This window comes from Paenibacillus sp. Y951 (assembly GCF_056786395.1).
Window position 1 is genome coordinate 379,426 of the sequence record NZ_JBXCIY010000001.1, and the last position, 16,971, is coordinate 396,396.

Annotated in this window: 22 protein-coding genes and 1 riboswitch; all 22 genes read left to right on the forward strand. The window is 40.0% G+C overall.

Features of this window, described 5'->3' with window-relative positions; translation table 11 throughout:
- Positions 1–12 precede the first annotated feature (12 nt).
- The 22 genes from AC1TPB_RS02020 to AC1TPB_RS02125 all read left to right on the forward strand — a co-directional run bounded on the left by AC1TPB_RS02020 (position 13) and on the right by AC1TPB_RS02125 (position 16,952).
- Positions 13–156, forward strand: a complete 144-nt coding sequence (locus AC1TPB_RS02020) for a hypothetical protein (protein WP_482074947.1) — start codon at positions 13–15, stop codon at positions 154–156.
- Positions 157–318: 162 nt separating this feature from the next.
- Complete coding sequence (gene spoIIAA, locus AC1TPB_RS02025) at positions 319–672, forward strand: anti-sigma F factor antagonist (protein WP_482063480.1); 354 nt, start codon at positions 319–321, stop codon at positions 670–672.
- The gene (spoIIAB, locus tag AC1TPB_RS02030) at positions 669–1,115 is read left to right on the forward strand and encodes an anti-sigma F factor (RefSeq protein ID WP_482063481.1); all 447 of its coding nucleotides are present in this window, start codon (positions 669–671) and stop codon (positions 1,113–1,115) included. The genes spoIIAA and spoIIAB overlap by 4 nt, the downstream gene beginning before the upstream one ends.
- A 19-nt stretch (positions 1,116–1,134) precedes the next feature.
- Complete coding sequence (sigF, locus tag AC1TPB_RS02035) at positions 1,135–1,890, forward strand: RNA polymerase sporulation sigma factor SigF (RefSeq protein WP_482063482.1); 756 nt, start codon at positions 1,135–1,137, stop codon at positions 1,888–1,890.
- A 38-nt stretch (positions 1,891–1,928) separates the two neighbouring features.
- Positions 1,929–2,150, forward strand: coding sequence for a hypothetical protein (locus AC1TPB_RS02040; RefSeq protein WP_482074948.1), 222 nt, complete (start codon positions 1,929–1,931; stop codon positions 2,148–2,150).
- Positions 2,116–2,952 carry a hypothetical protein gene (locus AC1TPB_RS02045; protein WP_482074949.1) on the forward strand — a complete coding sequence of 279 codons (837 nt, stop codon included), beginning with the start codon at positions 2,116–2,118 and terminating at the stop codon, positions 2,950–2,952. The genes AC1TPB_RS02040 and AC1TPB_RS02045 overlap by 35 nt, the downstream gene beginning before the upstream one ends.
- A gap of 281 nt (positions 2,953–3,233) precedes the next feature.
- Entirely contained in the window at positions 3,234–3,887 is a 654-nt protein-coding gene (locus AC1TPB_RS02050; protein ID WP_482063484.1) for a stage V sporulation protein AA, read from the forward strand.
- Positions 3,880–4,308: a stage V sporulation protein AB gene (locus AC1TPB_RS02055; protein WP_482074950.1), complete on the forward strand. Its 429-nt coding sequence runs from the start codon at positions 3,880–3,882 to the stop codon at positions 4,306–4,308. The genes AC1TPB_RS02050 and AC1TPB_RS02055 overlap by 8 nt, the downstream gene beginning before the upstream one ends.
- A gap of 27 nt (positions 4,309–4,335) precedes the next feature.
- A complete protein-coding gene (locus AC1TPB_RS02060) occupies positions 4,336–6,015 on the forward strand; it encodes a spore germination protein (protein WP_482074951.1) in 1,680 nt (559 codons plus the stop codon).
- Positions 6,016–6,133: 118 nt separating this feature from the next.
- Positions 6,134–7,465 (forward strand): diaminopimelate decarboxylase, encoded by a 1,332-nt coding sequence (lysA, locus tag AC1TPB_RS02065; RefSeq protein WP_482074952.1) that lies wholly within the window; start codon positions 6,134–6,136, stop codon positions 7,463–7,465.
- A gap of 52 nt (positions 7,466–7,517) precedes the next feature.
- Positions 7,518–7,949, forward strand: coding sequence for a peptidylprolyl isomerase (locus tag AC1TPB_RS02070; RefSeq protein ID WP_482074953.1), 432 nt, complete (start codon positions 7,518–7,520; stop codon positions 7,947–7,949).
- Positions 7,950–7,980: 31 nt separating this feature from the next.
- Positions 7,981–8,154, forward strand: a riboswitch (FMN riboswitch).
- A 289-nt stretch (positions 8,155–8,443) separates the two neighbouring features.
- The gene (ribE, locus tag AC1TPB_RS02075; RefSeq protein WP_482074954.1) at positions 8,444–9,106 is read left to right on the forward strand and encodes a riboflavin synthase; all 663 of its coding nucleotides are present in this window, start codon (positions 8,444–8,446) and stop codon (positions 9,104–9,106) included.
- Between the two features lie 69 nt (positions 9,107–9,175).
- On the forward strand, positions 9,176–10,387 hold the full coding sequence (locus AC1TPB_RS02080) for a bifunctional 3,4-dihydroxy-2-butanone-4-phosphate synthase/GTP cyclohydrolase II (protein ID WP_482074955.1): 1,212 nt from the start codon (positions 9,176–9,178) through the stop codon (positions 10,385–10,387).
- Positions 10,388–10,451: 64 nt separating this feature from the next.
- The gene (gene ribH / locus AC1TPB_RS02085) at positions 10,452–10,931 is read left to right on the forward strand and encodes a 6,7-dimethyl-8-ribityllumazine synthase (RefSeq protein ID WP_482074956.1); all 480 of its coding nucleotides are present in this window, start codon (positions 10,452–10,454) and stop codon (positions 10,929–10,931) included.
- Between the two features lie 352 nt (positions 10,932–11,283).
- On the forward strand, positions 11,284–11,544 hold the full coding sequence (locus AC1TPB_RS02090) for a hypothetical protein (protein ID WP_482074957.1): 261 nt from the start codon (positions 11,284–11,286) through the stop codon (positions 11,542–11,544).
- Positions 11,484–12,263, forward strand: a complete 780-nt coding sequence (locus AC1TPB_RS02095) for a segregation and condensation protein A (protein ID WP_482074958.1) — start codon at positions 11,484–11,486, stop codon at positions 12,261–12,263. The genes AC1TPB_RS02090 and AC1TPB_RS02095 overlap by 61 nt, the downstream gene beginning before the upstream one ends.
- A complete protein-coding gene (gene scpB, locus AC1TPB_RS02100) occupies positions 12,232–12,837 on the forward strand; it encodes an SMC-Scp complex subunit ScpB (protein WP_482074959.1) in 606 nt (201 codons plus the stop codon). The genes AC1TPB_RS02095 and scpB overlap by 32 nt, the downstream gene beginning before the upstream one ends.
- A 52-nt stretch (positions 12,838–12,889) precedes the next feature.
- Positions 12,890–13,588: a DUF2953 domain-containing protein gene (locus AC1TPB_RS02105; protein ID WP_482074960.1), complete on the forward strand. Its 699-nt coding sequence runs from the start codon at positions 12,890–12,892 to the stop codon at positions 13,586–13,588.
- 234 nt (positions 13,589–13,822) lie between these two features.
- A complete protein-coding gene (gene ytfJ, locus AC1TPB_RS02110) occupies positions 13,823–14,293 on the forward strand; it encodes a GerW family sporulation protein (RefSeq protein WP_482074961.1) in 471 nt (156 codons plus the stop codon).
- A 245-nt stretch (positions 14,294–14,538) separates the two neighbouring features.
- Entirely contained in the window at positions 14,539–15,705 is a 1,167-nt protein-coding gene (locus AC1TPB_RS02115; protein WP_482074962.1) for a D-alanyl-D-alanine carboxypeptidase family protein, read from the forward strand.
- A 46-nt stretch (positions 15,706–15,751) separates the two neighbouring features.
- Positions 15,752–16,423 (forward strand): nucleoside recognition domain-containing protein, encoded by a 672-nt coding sequence (locus AC1TPB_RS02120; protein WP_482074963.1) that lies wholly within the window; start codon positions 15,752–15,754, stop codon positions 16,421–16,423.
- Positions 16,416–16,952: a spore maturation protein gene (locus AC1TPB_RS02125; RefSeq protein ID WP_482063497.1), complete on the forward strand. Its 537-nt coding sequence runs from the start codon at positions 16,416–16,418 to the stop codon at positions 16,950–16,952. Before AC1TPB_RS02120 ends, AC1TPB_RS02125 begins: the two co-directional genes overlap by 8 nt.
- Positions 16,953–16,971: the final 19 nt, after the last annotated feature.

Here is a 16,971-nt window from a genome sequence, read left to right on the forward strand (position 1 = left end):
TTACATATTTCAATGAAAGTTCAAAAAGCGGACTTTCAGAACCGAGAAGATGGAGCGCTACTTGAGAAAGACGGAAGCGCAAGTGTACATGATTACGTACACGCGAACCGTACTTTTCAAGTTCGCTTCATATTCGATGTCGAATATGCTACGTAGCAACGCATCGTTATCAAAGTTCGCTTGTCGGTAATTGACTGTTTTCTTCTACTTTTGTCGTGGTGCAGGAATTAACAACGCAAATGTGGAATGATTCTCTATTCGCCAAAAAGCAGCTAGTTTTATTTGACACAAATATAACGATAAGGAGCTGAGCGATGGATGTCATTGCGCACAGAAGTGGTACACAATCGAAATGTTGTTATTGTACGCCTAACGGGAGAACTAGACCATCACACTGCGGAGGATGTTCGACTAAGACTGGATGAAGTACTGTTGAAGGAAAATTCACATCATATGGTGATGAATTTGGAAACTTTAACTTTCATGGACAGTTCAGGTATTGGTGTGCTGCTCGGTCGTTACAAGCAGTTGAAGAATAAGGGCGGGAAGTTAATTCTTTGTCATATTGATTCTCCAGTATACAAGCTTTTAGAGCTATCTGGTTTATTCAAAATTATTGATGTATATGACGATGAGGTTCACGCACTTTCTAGCTTGGAGGTGGTTTCATGAACACGGGAAACAAAATGAGACTAGTATTTAATGCTAGGTCTGAGAATGAATCGCTTTCGCGTATTGCGATTGCGTCATTTGCCAGTCAACTTGATCCGACACTAGAAGAAATAAATGATTTGAAAACCGTTGTATCTGAAGCTGTAACCAATTGCATTATTCATGGTTATGATAATGATCCAACCAAAGAAGTAGAGATTAATGCAAGTATTGAAGATGATCGTATTGTCATTGAAATTAGTGATAATGGTAAAGGAATTGAAGATATGGAGCTTGCACGTCAGCCATTATTCACAACTTTACCTGATGGGGAACGGGCTGGAATGGGTTTTACGATTATGGAAAATTTTGTAGATCATTTTGAAGCTTCAAGCACTGTCGGCGGTGGAACTCGTATTATGATGGCAAAGCGCATTGAATCAAAAAAAGCGCTCTATTACTAGAGCATAGGGGTTGAACCTCATGAAAGTTGATTTTAAGCAAACGGGCCAACCGTATTTGGAAGATTCTGAGGTGAAGCGATTAATCGCCCTAAGCCAATCAGGTGATAGGGATGCGCGAGATCGTCTTGTTAACTCAAATATTAGGCTTGTCTGGTCAGTCGTGCAGCGCTTTATGAATCGAGGATATGAGCCAGAGGATCTTTTTCAAATCGGATGCATTGGATTGCTCAAGTCAGTAGATAAATTCGATTTATCTTATGATGTAAAGTTTTCTACATATGCAGTTCCCATGATTATTGGTGAGATTCAACGTTTCTTACGTGATGATGGAACACTCAAGGTTAGCCGATCCTTGAAAGAAACTGCCAATAAGGTCCGTAAAATGAAAGATGAACTTTCCAAAACGATGGGAAGATTACCGACTATTTCTGAAGTTGCAGAACGATTAGGGATTACACCTGAGGACGTTATCTTTGCTCAGGAGGCTAATAAGCCACCAACATCCATTCACGAAACAGTTTTTGAAAATGACGGTGATCCGATTACGTTAATGGATCAAATTGCGGATGATTCGCAAGATAAGTGGTTCGATAAATTAGCGTTAACAGAAGCGATTGGTGGGCTAAGCGAGCGTGAACGAATGATAGTATATTTACGTTATTATCGCGATAAAACACAATCGGAAGTTGCCAATCGATTAGGTATTTCGCAAGTGCAAGTGTCACGGCTTGAGAAAAAAATATTGCAGCTTATTAAAGATCAGATTGCTTTATAAGAAATGTCAGCTATATTGATCAATATAGAGGGTTCGGAATGATTTTATTCCGAGCCCTTTATCTATGTACGACACGTATGGCGCAAAACGCATTAGTTGATTCGAACCGATTATTGATGTGTAAGAGACTAATCCCGAAAATCGTCATTAGTGCTAAAGAAGGTTGCTTAATCGCGGTACTCTCTATTACTATAGAAAGAACGATTATTTTTGGAGGGTCTCCCGATGACGAAAGAAATGACAGCAAACTTATCCCTTAATGAAGCGACACTCCAATTTGTTAATCTGTATGCTGAAAACGTATTGGAAATTATTGAGATTGAACCACATACATTGCAGGAGCTTTTCCGGATGTCGCTTTTTTATAATAAACGATTCGACGAGAACAATTCGTTAGCGGTTGGTAAAGCAATCAGTTATGCTTTGAGTCGTTCTGATTATTGGCAAAGAATCAAGATTGGTCTCTATCGAAACATTCTGGTTGCAACGGATGAAATTTTTGTTGAATTGGAAGATGACATAGCACCAATCGAAGATATTATTATCCCTATTAGCCTACCTAGTACTGATTTTCGAAATAAGTTAATCGATTACCTTGCTGAGCGCTTATTCGATAAATTGAAGCTTAATCTCCATTCGGGGAATAACGATTACGAAAAGCAAAATATGAGTACGCAAGAAATCAGCTCTGATCTCTATTTTTTAATGGAGAGCTACTATAAGGAGCAAAAGCTTCCACATATGCCTTACAAGATGGGTGATTATGTTAGTGAAGAGGCGAAGCAGCTTATTGAGCTGAAAGGGAGAAAGAAGAATCTTGCCTTTGAACATATGGTGCCGACAAACCTTTATATTAATGAATTTATTAAGCTAACTGTTAATAACGAATTAACACAAGCATTCATTCATAGTAGTCTTCAGCGAAATTATTATACTTGTATCGTTACGCAGCAAGAAAGAGAGAAATTAATCCCATTCGTAATGGGTGAGGGCTGGGATGGTCAAGATCCGTTCTATCGATATGATGAAGCAGGTATTCGCTATTTTGAACAGGAGCGATGAGGAGCGATCGGAGATCGCTGTGAGAACCAATCGCTGTTCCGATCGCCGCTGGTGCACAGGGGAGATTAGTTCTCTCCGCTAAGGCGTAGGTGCAGGATGGAGAACAAGGTTAGTTTTTCAATATACTATTTTAATTAAGATCATCGCACACGCACTCTTCGTTTCAACGAATGAGTGGTGAAACGATTGATCTTTTTTTTGTTTTATAGAGTAGGAACAGCACAATTGCAAATACTATGTATCATCTAACTATTATTGCAGTCAAAAGAGGTGTAAATAGTATGGCTGGGGATAATAATACGCTTTATTTGCGCTTAAAACGGAGAATTAGTATTCGCCAGCAAGAGTGTGTAAAACTCTCTGATGCAGCGCATATTCTTGTTAATGACAAAGAAATAGAGGGTCAGCTTGCTGAGCTAATTCTTTATAAGCACAGTCTTAAGGATGGCAATCGAGTTGTTATTGATCTTCTACAAATTATTGAAAAGGTAAAACAACAATGGCCTACTATGGCAATTGATGTCTATGGTGATCCTCAAGTATTAGTGATGATTTCAAGTGATGAGAAAAAACCACGCTACATATTACTTGTCGTATGTTGGTTATTACTATTTTTCGGATCTGGATTAGCACTTATGAATTTTCACTCTGATGTCAACATGAAGGATACGCATATTCGCATCGTAGAGCTAATTACAGGAAAACGTGAAGATCATCCACTGTGGTTTCAAATTCCTTATTCGGTGGGAGTAGGAGCCGGAATGATTATATTTTTCAACCATATTTTCCGCAAAAAATTTAATGAAGAACCTAATCCACTCGAAGTTGAAATGTATATGTATCAAGAGAATGTTAATACATTTGTAATTGCTGAGGAAATTAGAAATCGACAAGATAAAACGAAAAATTCGGTAGGAGAGGAAGGATATGATTGAGTCTTTACAAATAGGTTTTATAATGTTTCTTGCACTCTCTGGTGGGGTTGTTGTCGGGACGAGCTTTGTAGCCTTACTCGTTATTTTCGATCTTATTCCGAGACTTGCGCAGTTAACGAATAGCTATCACTTGTCTATTTGGTTTGAAACGGCATTAATTAGCGGAGCGTTGTATTTTACATTAACAGATTTCTTGAATATCCAATTGCATTTACCGCTGCCGCCTTTAATTGGATTTATAGGGCTGCTTAATGGCATGTTTGTAGGCATGCTAGCAGCAGCGTTAACAGAAGTGATGAACGTCCTGCCGATTATTGCGAAGCGACTAAGTTTGTCACGGGCTATGGTTGCCTTAGTGATGGCGATGGTAATAGGGAAGACTGTAGGCTCATTTTTCGATTGGCTTGTTTTTCAGTGGTAAAAAACAACAGCAAAGGAGTGCAGAGTAATGACCTATGAAAATCAGGAGGAACATCATAAACAAGAAGGAAACGAACAGCCTTCACCTCATAACCAGTTTCAACAAGATCAATTACAGCAAAATCAAGATCATCATGATCAATCCTTTTCTCAGCATGATGAACAAGAAGAAAGTCAATCCGATGGGGAAGGCGAGCACTATCACTCTAGTGAAGTTAGGCGACAGAAACAGACAGCTCCTGTAGAGCCGATTCCTTCTAATATTGATGAAATTTTGATTCGACTTGAAGAAGAAATTGGGTATAAAAAAAGTTTTGATGTATCTGTTAGAGAGATGACAATCGGCAATACTCGTATTGCAATGCTCTGTGTTAGTGGACTAGTTAATTCCACAATCATGCTTGAAATATTGAAAAGACTGACGTTTCTTGAAGCGAAGGATTTGGGATACGATGCGTTACATAGCTTTTTCACATATTATGTGCCATCAGCGCAAGTACGCAAGGAAGAAGATTGGAACTTGTTAATTGCGAGTGTACTAGGCGGTGAATGTGCATTATTTATTGACAATCAGCCAATCGCCTTATCTATTGAGGTGCGTAATTTTCCTGCACGTGGTTTATCAGAGCCTTCATTAGAGAAAGTTGTCCGTGGTAGTAGAGATGGTTTCAATGAAACATTGATGGTTAATATCTCACTCGTAAGAAGACGGTTGAAAGATCCGATGCTTCGCTACGAATTATTAAGGGTTGGTACAAGAACGAAGACGGATGTTTGTATTGCCTATATTGACGATATCGTTGATAAAAGCTTATTAGCATCGATCAAGGAAAAAATCGAATCTGTTCGTATTGATGGACTGCCGTTAGCGGATAAACAACTAGAAGAAGTGACGATTAATCGAGCTTGGAATCCGTTTCCGCTTGTGCGTTATTCTGAACGACCAGATACGGTTGCCTCTCACCTGCTAGAAGGTGCTGTAGCGGTATTTGTTGATACTTCTCCAAGTGTAATGACGATGCCTACCACATATGCGGATTTGATGCAGCATGCCGAGGAGAACCGTCAAACTCCGTTCGTAGGAACCTATTTACGCTGGGTAAGGTTTATTGGCATAATGATGTCGTTAATATTATTACCACTATGGTTATTATTTGTGTTGCATCCAGAATATCTCCCTGACATACTTTCATTTGTTGGTCCCAAAGAGACTGGTGAAATTCCGATAGTTATTCAATTTATAATAGCTGAAATTGGGGTCGATCTACTGCGAATGGCTTCTGTGCATACACCGACTTCGCTCGCAACTGCGATGTCACTCGTTGCTGCTATTCTAATTGGAGACATCGCTGTACAAACAGGATTATTCGTCAATGAAGTCATCCTTTATATGGCGATTGCTGCAGTAGGCATGTTCGCGACGCCAAGCTATGAGTTAGGTCTCGCCAATCGCTTAATTCGCTTGCTATTAATTGTGACTGTTTCGTTATTTGGATTAGCGGGGCTAGTTATCCCTGTTACACTAATCATTGTGGCACTTTCTATGGAGCGTTCCGTGAACCGACCATATCTTTGGCCGTTTATTCCATTTGATCTAAAAGCGGTCATCAATATTTTAATTCGAAAGCCAATGTTGTATAATCGTACGAGGCCGAATATTATGAGACCACAGCAATATGATCGTATGCCGAATGAGGATACCAACTGAAAAATACAAACTTCATGTGTGAATATCCATTTCTTTAAGCTTACGATATGAGTTATACTGTGAGAAATAAAGAATATTGGTCTATCTTGCAGTGATAGAGGAAAGCAGAGGAGAATATATGTATTTACACGGTACAACTAAAGTGAATAATTATGGTCACTTGGAGATTGGTGGAGTTGATGTAGCCAATTTGGCGAGTGAATTTGGTACTCCGCTATATATAGTAGATGAGGCATTAGTGAGACAACGTGCGCGTGAGTATGTAGATGCATTCACTGCTACGGGATTGAAATTCCAAGTTGCTTATGCAAGTAAAGCATTTTCAGTAAAAGCGATGTGTATATTAGCAGAGCAAGAAAATTTGTCTCTCGACGTTGTTTCGGATGGGGAATTATATACAGCGCTTGAAGCGGGTTTCCCGGCTTCACGTATTCACTTCCACGGAAATAACAAAACAGAAGAAGAAATCAATATGGCTTTAGCAGCCGATATTGGTTGCTTTGTTGTAGATAACTTTATTGAATTACATGTTCTCAATGATCTTGCAGCACAACAAAATAAAGTAGTGAATGTGTTATTGCGAATTACACCAGGCGTTGAAGCGCATACTCATGACTATATTTCAACAGGTCAAGAGGATTCGAAGTTCGGCTTTGATCTTGGAAATGGTTCGGCAAGAGAAGCAGTTATTCAAGCGAATGATCTAGCTAACTTGAAACTATTGGGTGTTCATTCCCATATCGGATCGCAAATTTTCGAGGTTGAAGGCTTCCGGATGGCAGTTGAAAAGGTGACGAAATTTACGGTAGCTGTTCGTGATGAGTTAGACATTCTATTCACAGTAATTAATGTCGGTGGTGGCTTTGGTATTCGTTATGTTGAAGGTGATTCTCCACTGCCAATTAGTGAATATGTCAAAGCCATTGCCAATGCGATTATAACTAATTTCACAGAAGCTAACTATGCTTTACCTGAAATTTGGACGGAACCAGGTCGCAGTATGGTTGGCGATGCTGGAACAACATTGTATACAATCGGTACAAGCAAAAACATTCCTGGTGTACGTAAATATGTTGCAGTTGACGGCGGGATGACAGATAATCCACGTCCAGCTTTATATCAATCACAATATGAAGCGGTATTAGCTAATCGTGCGAATGAAGAAGCTACAGAACTTGTTTCTATCGCGGGTAAATGCTGCGAGAGCGGTGATATGTTGATCTGGGATGTTAATCTTCCAGAATCAACAAGTGGTGATCTGCTAGCTGTATTCTGTACAGGAGCATACAATTATGCAATGGCAAGCAACTACAATCGTATTCGTCGACCAGCAGTCGTATTTGTGAAAGATGGTCAAGCGGATCTCGTTGTAAAACGTGAATCTTTGGAAAATATTGTGTGCAATGACGTCGTTCCTGCACGTCTACAAAAATCTCCACTTGCGAAATAGGCTCAAAATTGGTAACGTAATGTTATCTCTATGAAGGAAGGTAGATGTCAAAATGGCAAAACAAGCAAAAATTAAATTAGCTGAAGGTGGAGAAGTTGTTATCGACTTATTCGACCAAGACGCTCCCAATACTGTTGCAAACTTCGAAAAACTTGCAACAGATGGATTTTATAATGGACTTTCATTCCACCGCGTTATCCCTGGTTTCATGGCTCAAGGTGGTTGCCCAGATGGTCGTGGTACTGGTGGTCCAGGCTACCAAATTGACTGTGAAATCAACCCTAACAAACATGAGCGCGGAACATTAGCGATGGCACATGCTGGTCGCAACACTGGCGGTAGCCAATTCTACATTTGTTATCAAGCTCAACCGCATTTGGATGGACAACATACTGTTTTTGGTAAAGTTGCTTCAGGTATGGAATTCATTGATGCAGTATCTAATGGTTCCAAAATGGAGACGGTTGAAGTTTACGAAGTATAATATTGCAGTAAATCCAATTGAATAGTAGTTAGCTAACCTTCGGGGGTAGGGTGCAATTCCCAACCGGCGGTGATCGCACTATGAGGTGAGTTTCGCTTCATAGTGTGTAAGTCCGCGACCCAATCTAATTATGGCAACATAATGGATTGGCTGATCTAGTGTGAATCTAGAACCGACAGTAAAGTCTGGATGGGAGAAGGGGAAGCTTCGGTATATCTTTGTGATGAATGATACTTTTTTGAGTATATCCATTATGTAAGGTATATTTGTATTCGCTTTTTTATGGGATGCATACAATGAAACCGTCTACGTAGCATTATGTCAATTTTGACGTATAGCTCTAGGCTTTTTCAGCGTCGAAAATTCTACATAATCTACCCCCGATGGCCTTTGCCGTTCGGGGGTTTTTATATTTTTAGCAATCATCCAGAACGAGTTTTCCTATTTATGAAGAAATAGTAGATCTGAAGGTTGAAAGGAGGGATGAAAGGATTATGTTTACTGGACTTATTGAAGAAATTGGAATCATTAAAGGGATTCATAAGCACGGGGAAGTTATGCAAATCAATATAGCGGCCAAAAAGATTATGGATGACGTTGCTATTGGCGACAGTATCGCGGTTAATGGTGTATGTCTAACCGTAACGAAGTTCCATGCTAGTGATTTTACTGCTGATGTTATGCCCGAAACTTTTCGGAAAAGCTCATTATCCCAACTTTCAATAGGACGTACCGTTAATCTAGAACGCGCAATGATGGCTGGTGGTAGATTTGGCGGTCATATTGTACAAGGGCATGTTGACGGGACAGGAGCTATCGCAGCACGATATATTGACGGAAACGCAGTGGTGTTAGAGATTGAAGTAGAAGATCGAGACTTACTTAAATATATTCTACCTAAAGGTTCAATAACGATTGACGGTGTTAGTTTGACCATAGTTAGTGTTCACCAACGTATTGTAAAAGTATCCGTCATTCCCCACACTTTAGCCGAGACAGCATTACAGCAGCGAGTTGCTGGCGATATTGTGAACCTCGAAGGTGATATTATTGGCAAATATGTAGAGCATTTATTACGTTTTCAAGATAAAGGGATAGAAAATCCGAAGAAATCTAATTTATCGAGTGCATTTCTGACCGAACATGGATTTTTGTAGTTATGAATAGTTATAGCTCATGCTTTCGATGTTACTTTTTGCTCACAAAAAGTTTTAGGAGGAATAACGATGAGTGGACATACTGATACGTTTAACAGCATTGAATCTGCATTAGAAGATTTGAAACAAGGTAAAGCAATCATTGTTGTAGATGATGAAGACCGTGAGAATGAAGGCGACTTAATCGCCCTAGCCCAGTATGTAACGCCAGAGGTTGTTAATTTCATGATTACTGAAGCAAGAGGGCTTGTCTGCGTACCGATTACAGAGGAAAGAGCAGTAACGCTTGATTTGCCTCCCATGGTAAAACAAAATACTGATTTTCATGGTACAGCATTTACAGTTTCGGTAGATCATGTATCAACAACAACTGGAATATCTGCACATGAACGAGCGATGACCATCCTTGCATTAATTGATGATAAAGCAATATCTACAGATTTTCGTCGCCCGGGACATATTTTCCCGCTTATTGCCAAACCAGGTGGCGTTCTGCAACGGGCTGGTCACACAGAAGCAGGGATTGATTTGGCGAAATTAAGTGGTGCGAAGCCAGCGGCGCTTATTTGCGAAATTATTAAAGAAGATGGCAGTATGGCTCGAATGGATGATCTCAAAGTATTTAAGGAGAAGCATCAGTTGAAATTAATAACGATTAAGTCGCTTATTGAATATCGCAGTCATACAGAAAAATTAATTACTCGTGAAGCTTCATGTAAGCTACCTACTGACTTTGGTGACTTTACAGCAGTTGCTTATACTAATGTAGTTGATGACAAGGAGCATATTGCTCTTGTGAAAGGGGAGATCGACTCTACCCAACCAGTATTGCTGCGTGTTCATTCCGAATGTCTGACCGGCGATGTATTCCATTCTCATCGTTGTGATTGTGGTCCCCAGCTTGAAGCGGCACTTCGTCGTGTGAATGAAGAAGGTACAGGGATCGTATTGTATATGCGTCAAGAAGGTCGCGGCATAGGTCTAATTAATAAGCTGAAGGCTTACGAATTGCAAGAGCAAGGACTGGACACTGTTGAGGCCAATATTAAACTTGGATTCGCTGCTGATTTGCGCGAGTATGGCATTGGTGCTCAAATCTTAAAAGATCTTGGTGTCAAACAGATCCGTTTGCTGACGAACAATCCACGTAAAATTAAAGCGCTAGAGGGCTATGGTCTAGAAGTAGTTGAGCGTGTCCCGATTCAGCTTGAGCATAATAAAGATAATGAAAAATATTTGCATACGAAGAAAGATAAACTGGGTCATATGTTGAAATTTTAACGAAATCTTATAAAAGTAATGCTTTTATAAGAAATAATCATTAGAATAGAGAGGGGAAATTAAGATGGCATTTGTATATGAAGGTAATTTAATTTCTGAAGGATTAAAATATGGAGTTGTTGTTGGACGTTTCAATGAATTTATTTCAAGTAAGCTATTAGCTGGAGCATTAGATGGATTCAAACGACATGGTGCGCAAGATAATGAAGTTGAAGTAGCATGGGTTCCTGGAGCATTTGAAATTCCACTTATTGCCCAAAAGATGGCCGAGAGTGGAAAGTATGATGCAGTCATTACATTAGGTGCAGTTATCCGCGGAGCAACACCTCATTTTGATTATGTATGCAATGAAGCTGCAAAAGGCGTTTCTGCTGTAGCTTTGAAAACAGGTGTACCAACCGTATTCGGTGTCTTAACTGTTGATTCGATCGAGCAAGCAATTGAGCGAGCTGGAACGAAGGCGGGTAATAAGGGGTATGAATCTGCCATAACAGCGATAGAAATGGCCAACCTTTTGAAGGAAATTCAAAATACTCATTTGTGATCACGACGTAACGCGCTGTAGCATAGTCGACGGCGAATATGCCCCCCATCGAAAGCCTGTGTGTGCTCTCGTACACATAACGTACGCTGTGCTACTCGTTTCCGCTGTGGGTCATCTTCTTGGTGCTGACAAGCGAATATTTTGAATCTTTATTTGAAGTTCGATCAAAGGACACCGTGGCTATACTTCGTTGAAGAGACATCTTGCATTGCTCCGAAGGTGGAAGTTTGCTTACGTACTCTCCGACTACGTTATGCTCTATGCTCCGCAGCGCTAATATATTTTAGTTTCGCTTCGATGAAAATCTTCTTAGCTTTGCTCAGAAGATTTGGAATTTATATTGAATTTTACAATGAAAGTTCAAAAAGCGGGCTTTCAGAACCGAGAAGATGAAGCGCTACTTGAGAAAGGCGGAAGCGCAAGTGTACATGGTTGGTACACGCGAACCGTACTTTTCAAGTTCGCTTCATATTCGATGTCGAGTATGCTACGTCAGCATACTCATCGTTATCAAAGTCTGTTTTTTGAACTACCTATTCAGGAGGTTATGATGTGTCCGTACAATACAAGCTCAATTCCTTCGAAGGTCCGCTCGATCTATTGCTGCATTTGATTGATCGCTCGGAAATTGATATTCAAGATATTTCCATTAGTGAGATTACGAATCAGTATATGGAATATTTGAATGCAATGAAAGAATTAGAGCTAGACATCACAAGTGAATTTTTGGTAATGGCTGCTACGCTATTAGCAATTAAGAGCCAGCAGTTATTACCGAAGCCTCCTGTATTCGAGAATGAATATGAAGAGTGGTATGATGATGGACCTGACTTGCGAGATGAATTGATTCAGAAATTGATTGAATACCGTAAATTCAAACAGATTGCACTGGATTTGAAGGATAAGGAATTTCAGAGAAGTCTTGTTTTTTCGCGTGAGCCTGAAGATATGACCGCATTTATGAAAGAGTCTTATGTTAATCCTTTAGAAGGTATCCAATTATCTGATCTTGTCTTAGCATTGCAGAAGGCTATGAAACGTGCGAATCGCCGAGAGGTTATTGCAACGATACAGCGAGACGAAATATCGGTTAAGGATCGTATCCGAGATATTGTTGAGGTGTTGAAGGAATTCGAGACGGTGCGATTTTCTAAGCTTATTCGCGAAAATATGTCCAAGCATGAAATCATTGTTACTTTTCTATCTATTCTCGAATTGATGAAGATGAAGCATATCCGTTGCTATCAGCACGGACTCTTCGATGATATTGTTATACAGTGGAGAGGAGAAGGTTTGACCGATGGAATTTCAGCAATTGAAGTCGATTATTGAAGGTTTGCTATTCATGGCAGGAGATGAAGGGCTTAACAAACGTCAGCTTGCCGATATTATGCGCATTGATCTAGAGTATGTAGAAGAGCTCGTTTTTGATTTGCAGCGTGATTTGGAACGTGATCGACGAGGCGTACAGATTGGGATTTTTGCTGGGTCGTACCGATTAACAACACATCCAGAACACGCGGAATATTTTGAACGAATGGCATATACGCCAACGAGAGCACAGCTTTCGCAAGCAGCACTAGAAACATTATCGATTGTGGCATATAAACAACCGATTACACGAGTAGAGATTGAAGAAATTCGTGGTGTGAAATGTGAGCGTGCGATACATACATTAGTCGCTAAAGATCTGATCGAGGAAGTTGGGCGAGCTGAAGCGATTGGCAGGCCGATTTTATATGGAACAACGAAGGTGTTTCTTGATAGTTTTGGTCTTGCTTCGATCAAAGAGCTTCCAGAGGCGAAGGAAGTATCTCTAGATGCTGAAGATATGGACGAGCAAACACAGCTATTATTCGAAAGATATGAAGGTCGTCAGATGACGTTAGATGAAGTGAAGGAATGATAACAATAAGACTGGTCATACTATGGTCAATATACTTAAGTAGAGGAGGTAGATGATGCTACCTTGGATTCTGAGTAATTGGGCGTGGTGGATCAGTCTTTTTATTGTTGTAATAGTTATCGCTGCTGGTTTCTCAACACTTACTTTTGCTTGCTACGCACGGAGTCGTAAGGACGAAGATTATATTTTAATCAAAATTGTCGGCTTGTACGGTCTCTTTAAGTTCAAAATTGTAATGCCTCAATTTGAACTTGGCAAAAAATCGTTTCAGACTAGCGACGGAAAAAATGATACTAATGTTAATAATGGTAATGAGCAAAGCTCTCAATCGGAATGGGATGTAGATGTAGCGCTTGCGCAATATAAACAATGGCATGCAGCATTAGAATTAGTTCGTAATGTTAAAGGGAGATTCAAGAAAGTTTTAAGAAGAGGCGTATTAACGGAATGGAAATGGTACAGCTATGTAGGGACAGGCGATGCGATGACAACAGCGATGACATGTGGTTTGTTATGGTCTGTAAAAGGAATGATTTTCGGAACATTGTCAGGAATGGTTAGAGTTAAGGAGTCACCCATCGTTAAGATTGAGCCTATTTATCAGACAAGCTTTTTTGCGACGGAATGGTCTTGCTTAGTTCAAATGAGACTTTGGCATGCGTTATATTCAGGTGCATATATAATGTATCGCGTATCAGTATGGAAGAAAAGATTTCTAGTACGCAGTAATATACCAGCGGGCACAAGCTAATACTTCTTGCTAAAGGTGCAACCTCAAAAAGCGAACTTTTTGAATTTTCTTAAAATGAAGGTTCAAAAGCGGGATTTCAGAACCGACGCCGAATATGCTACGTTAGCAGACCCATCGTTATCAAATTCCGTTTTTTGAACTTCCTCTAAAGGTAATAATTGATGCTTATATTCTGTGGTGATGTTGAGCAACCTAATGCGTAGGCTTCATATTATCAATTAGGAGTGAGTGCAGATGTCAGAACACCCTATTCAAGGACTAATGTCCACCAGCTTAGAAAATATTAAGGAAATGCTCGGAATTAATACGATTGTAGGTGATCCGATTCATACACCGAGTGGTGATACGATATTGCCGATCTCACGCGTCGGTGTAGGATTTGTCGCTGGAGGTAGTGAAATTCGGATGGAGCATGATGAACCTCATCAAACTCAACATGATGGGCTAAACATGATATCAAATTCGTTGCCGTTCGGTGGTGGTAGTGGTGGCGGTGTATCGATTACACCAATCGCATTTCTCGTTGTAGGCGCACAAGGTGTTAAAGTAGTACCGTTAGATAATCAAACTCACCTATTAGATAAAGTGATTGATGCAGCACCTGGATGGATGGATAAAATTCAATCGATGATTACTTCGAATACAAATTCAACTACTTCACCAACGGAACAAGGATCTAACGATACGACAGGTAATTATCAGTAATAAGCCGCTGTAAGACTCAATATTTGAATTACTTGTTACGTTTATGCCAACTAACGATGGATAGCTTTCATTGTTAGTTGGTTTTTTGTGCTAATCAGCAATGACTTTGAATATGCTAGTGGAAAGAGCTGGGAGCTCGTCTATAATTCCAACTTTCTGCATATACTACATCAATAGGTTGTTCAAAAAGCCCACTTTTTGAACTTGCACTTTATGGTAAGTCTAACGACAGCAGGAGGAGAATTATGAAGATTACAAATTGGATGAAGGGCTTAATTGGAGCAATTATCGGATGCTTGTTCTTTGGCGTTGTTAGCGCCGAAATAGTACGAGCTACGCCGGATATTTCAACTCATGCACAAGCAACGACGTTAATTGATGTGCAATCTGGACGGATTTTGTATAGTGAAGATGGTGACACACCTATGCGTATTGCCAGTTTAACAAAAATTATGACAGCAATTGTTGCTATAGAATATGGTGATTTAAGCTCAAAAGCTAAAGTAACCAAACGAGCAGCAGGAAGAGAAGGTTCTTCGATCTATCTAAAGCTTGGCGAGGAAATGACGTTGTCGAATATGCTTTATGGTCTTATGCTGCGAAGTGGAAATGATGCTGCTACAGCCATTGCTGAACATGTTGGAGGGTCAGAAGCAGGATTTGTATATCTAATGAATGAGAAGGCTCATGAACTAGGATTGGTAAATACTCAATTTCGTAATCCGCATGGGTTAGATGAAGAGGGACATATATCCTCTGCCAATGATCTAGCCATACTAACGGCTTACGCACTGAAAAATAAAGTTTTTGCTGAAATCGTCAAGACAGAGGAGAAACAAGCTCCAAATCCATATGAGAAATGGAATTATTCATGGCGCAACAAAAATAAGATGCTTTATACGTATGAAGGGGCAGACGGAGTAAAGACAGGCTATACGAAAAAGGCGTTTCGTTGCCTTGTTAGCTCAGCAACGAGAAACGGCCAGCAATTAGTTGCAGTTACGTTGAATGATGGAGACGATTGGCAAGACCATAGTAAATTACTAGATTGGGGCTTCAAACATTATCCGTTATCCATTATAGCGAAAAAAGCTGATACGATTACAGGCAGTACATTTGTATATGGACAACAATACGTTTACCCTTTGGATGAAAATGAGCTTGGGAAAATTACAGCAGATATTGAGCTATTTGATCCTAAATCAGTTTATTTTTCTTTAGGAGAAAGAGGGAAAATGAATTTCTATCTAGAGGGCGAGGTTATCGGGAATGTTCCGATTTATGAATCAAATAGTCCAAGACTTTCATTAGGGCAACAAGCTGCATCCGAAGAGACATTTGCGAAATTCAAGAAAAATAGTAAGGATCATATCAGCTGGCTTGAGAGGATGTCAACTTGGCTAGAAGAGTAATGTAAAGAAATATCGATAATCGTTTCATGTTGGGGGAGGCATGGGGATGGTCAATTGGATATGGTTATTTCTAATTGTAGTCAGTGTTATTTTTGGCGTAATTAACGGAAATTTGGATGTGATTACGCAAGCGGCATTTGACGGAGCAAAATCTGGTGTTACGGTTAGTTTTGGTTTAATTAGTATTATGGTGTTTTGGCTTGGTATGATGAAAATAGCGGAGGAAGCGGGATTACTAAATAAGTTATCTCGCTTACTTCACCCTATTGTTAGGTGGTTATTTCCTGATATTCCAAAGGGTCATCCTGCACTGGGCTATATTATGAGTAATTTAAGTGCTAATATGTTTGGACTTGGCAATGCGGCAACTCCGATGGGAATTAAAGCAATGCAAGAATTACAAACGCTTAATCCGGACAAGCATACAGCGACACCTGCGATGTGTACGCTGCTCGCGCTTAATACGTCAAGTATTACGTTAGTTCCGACAACGTTGATTGCGATCCGAATGAATTATAACTCAGCTAATCCTGCAGAAATTATTGGAACAACATTAGCTGCGACTTTCGTTGCAACACTAACCGCTATATTTGTAGATCGATGGTATCGTAGTCGAGATAAAGGACCCCCTAGTACATACACCACGATGACTGCCTCAGTAAAAAGTAATTCAACAACGATAGAGCGTGCCTCGGGCGGAGGTGAACCAGTTGTATAATATATTCACACAACTATCATCCTACTTGATTCCAGCTATTATTGTATTTATTCCTCTATATGCGTTACTTAGAAAAAAACAGCCAGTATATGAAGTATTTGTAGATGGTGCCAAAGATGGATTTGAAACGGCAATTGCTATTATTCCGCATCTCGTTGGTATGATGGTCGCGATTAGTATGTTCAGGGCATCTGGCGCCATGGATATGATGCTTCTAGCGTTTAGACCGATCTTTGATTCGTTTGGCGTACCAAGTGAAGTATTGCCTCTTGGTATATTGCGACCAATTACGGGGGCGGGCTCATTAGCATTTACAGCTGATCTAATTGCGACCTATGGACCAGACTCATTAATCGGCAGAATTGCCTCAACAATACAGGGAAGTACAGATACTACGCTATATGTTTTAACGGTATATTTCGGTGCGGTAGCAGTGCGTAACTCCAAGTACGCCTTGAAGGTAGGTTTGATCTCAGATTTGGTTGGTTTTGTAGCTGCGATCGTAATTTGCATGCTTGTTTTCGAGTAGGAATACTTGTGCTTTGGCG

Coding starts and splice junctions, on each gene's coding strand:
- AC1TPB_RS02045 (WP_482074949.1), top strand. CDS start 2,116: ATGACGAAAGAAATGACAGCAAACTTATCCCTTAATGAAGCGACACTC.
- AC1TPB_RS02020 (WP_482074947.1), top strand. CDS start 13: ATGAAAGTTCAAAAAGCGGACTTTCAGAACCGAGAAGATGGAGCGCTA.
- AC1TPB_RS02105 (WP_482074960.1), top strand. CDS start 12,890: ATGATGCTACCTTGGATTCTGAGTAATTGGGCGTGGTGGATCAGTCTT.
- ribH (WP_482074956.1), top strand. CDS start 10,452: ATGGCATTTGTATATGAAGGTAATTTAATTTCTGAAGGATTAAAATAT.
- AC1TPB_RS02070 (WP_482074953.1), top strand. CDS start 7,518: ATGGCAAAACAAGCAAAAATTAAATTAGCTGAAGGTGGAGAAGTTGTT.
- AC1TPB_RS02080 (WP_482074955.1), top strand. CDS start 9,176: ATGAGTGGACATACTGATACGTTTAACAGCATTGAATCTGCATTAGAA.
- AC1TPB_RS02060 (WP_482074951.1), top strand. CDS start 4,336: ATGACCTATGAAAATCAGGAGGAACATCATAAACAAGAAGGAAACGAA.
- ribE (WP_482074954.1), top strand. CDS start 8,444: ATGTTTACTGGACTTATTGAAGAAATTGGAATCATTAAAGGGATTCAT.
- AC1TPB_RS02090 (WP_482074957.1), top strand. CDS start 11,284: ATGAAAGTTCAAAAAGCGGGCTTTCAGAACCGAGAAGATGAAGCGCTA.
- scpB (WP_482074959.1), top strand. CDS start 12,232: ATGGAATTTCAGCAATTGAAGTCGATTATTGAAGGTTTGCTATTCATG.
- spoIIAB (WP_482063481.1), top strand. CDS start 669: ATGAACACGGGAAACAAAATGAGACTAGTATTTAATGCTAGGTCTGAG.
- sigF (WP_482063482.1), top strand. CDS start 1,135: ATGAAAGTTGATTTTAAGCAAACGGGCCAACCGTATTTGGAAGATTCT.
- AC1TPB_RS02040 (WP_482074948.1), top strand. CDS start 1,929: ATGATTTTATTCCGAGCCCTTTATCTATGTACGACACGTATGGCGCAA.
- AC1TPB_RS02120 (WP_482074963.1), top strand. CDS start 15,752: ATGGTCAATTGGATATGGTTATTTCTAATTGTAGTCAGTGTTATTTTT.
- spoIIAA (WP_482063480.1), top strand. CDS start 319: ATGTCATTGCGCACAGAAGTGGTACACAATCGAAATGTTGTTATTGTA.
- lysA (WP_482074952.1), top strand. CDS start 6,134: ATGTATTTACACGGTACAACTAAAGTGAATAATTATGGTCACTTGGAG.
- AC1TPB_RS02055 (WP_482074950.1), top strand. CDS start 3,880: ATGATTGAGTCTTTACAAATAGGTTTTATAATGTTTCTTGCACTCTCT.
- ytfJ (WP_482074961.1), top strand. CDS start 13,823: ATGTCAGAACACCCTATTCAAGGACTAATGTCCACCAGCTTAGAAAAT.
- AC1TPB_RS02050 (WP_482063484.1), top strand. CDS start 3,234: ATGGCTGGGGATAATAATACGCTTTATTTGCGCTTAAAACGGAGAATT.
- AC1TPB_RS02115 (WP_482074962.1), top strand. CDS start 14,539: ATGAAGATTACAAATTGGATGAAGGGCTTAATTGGAGCAATTATCGGA.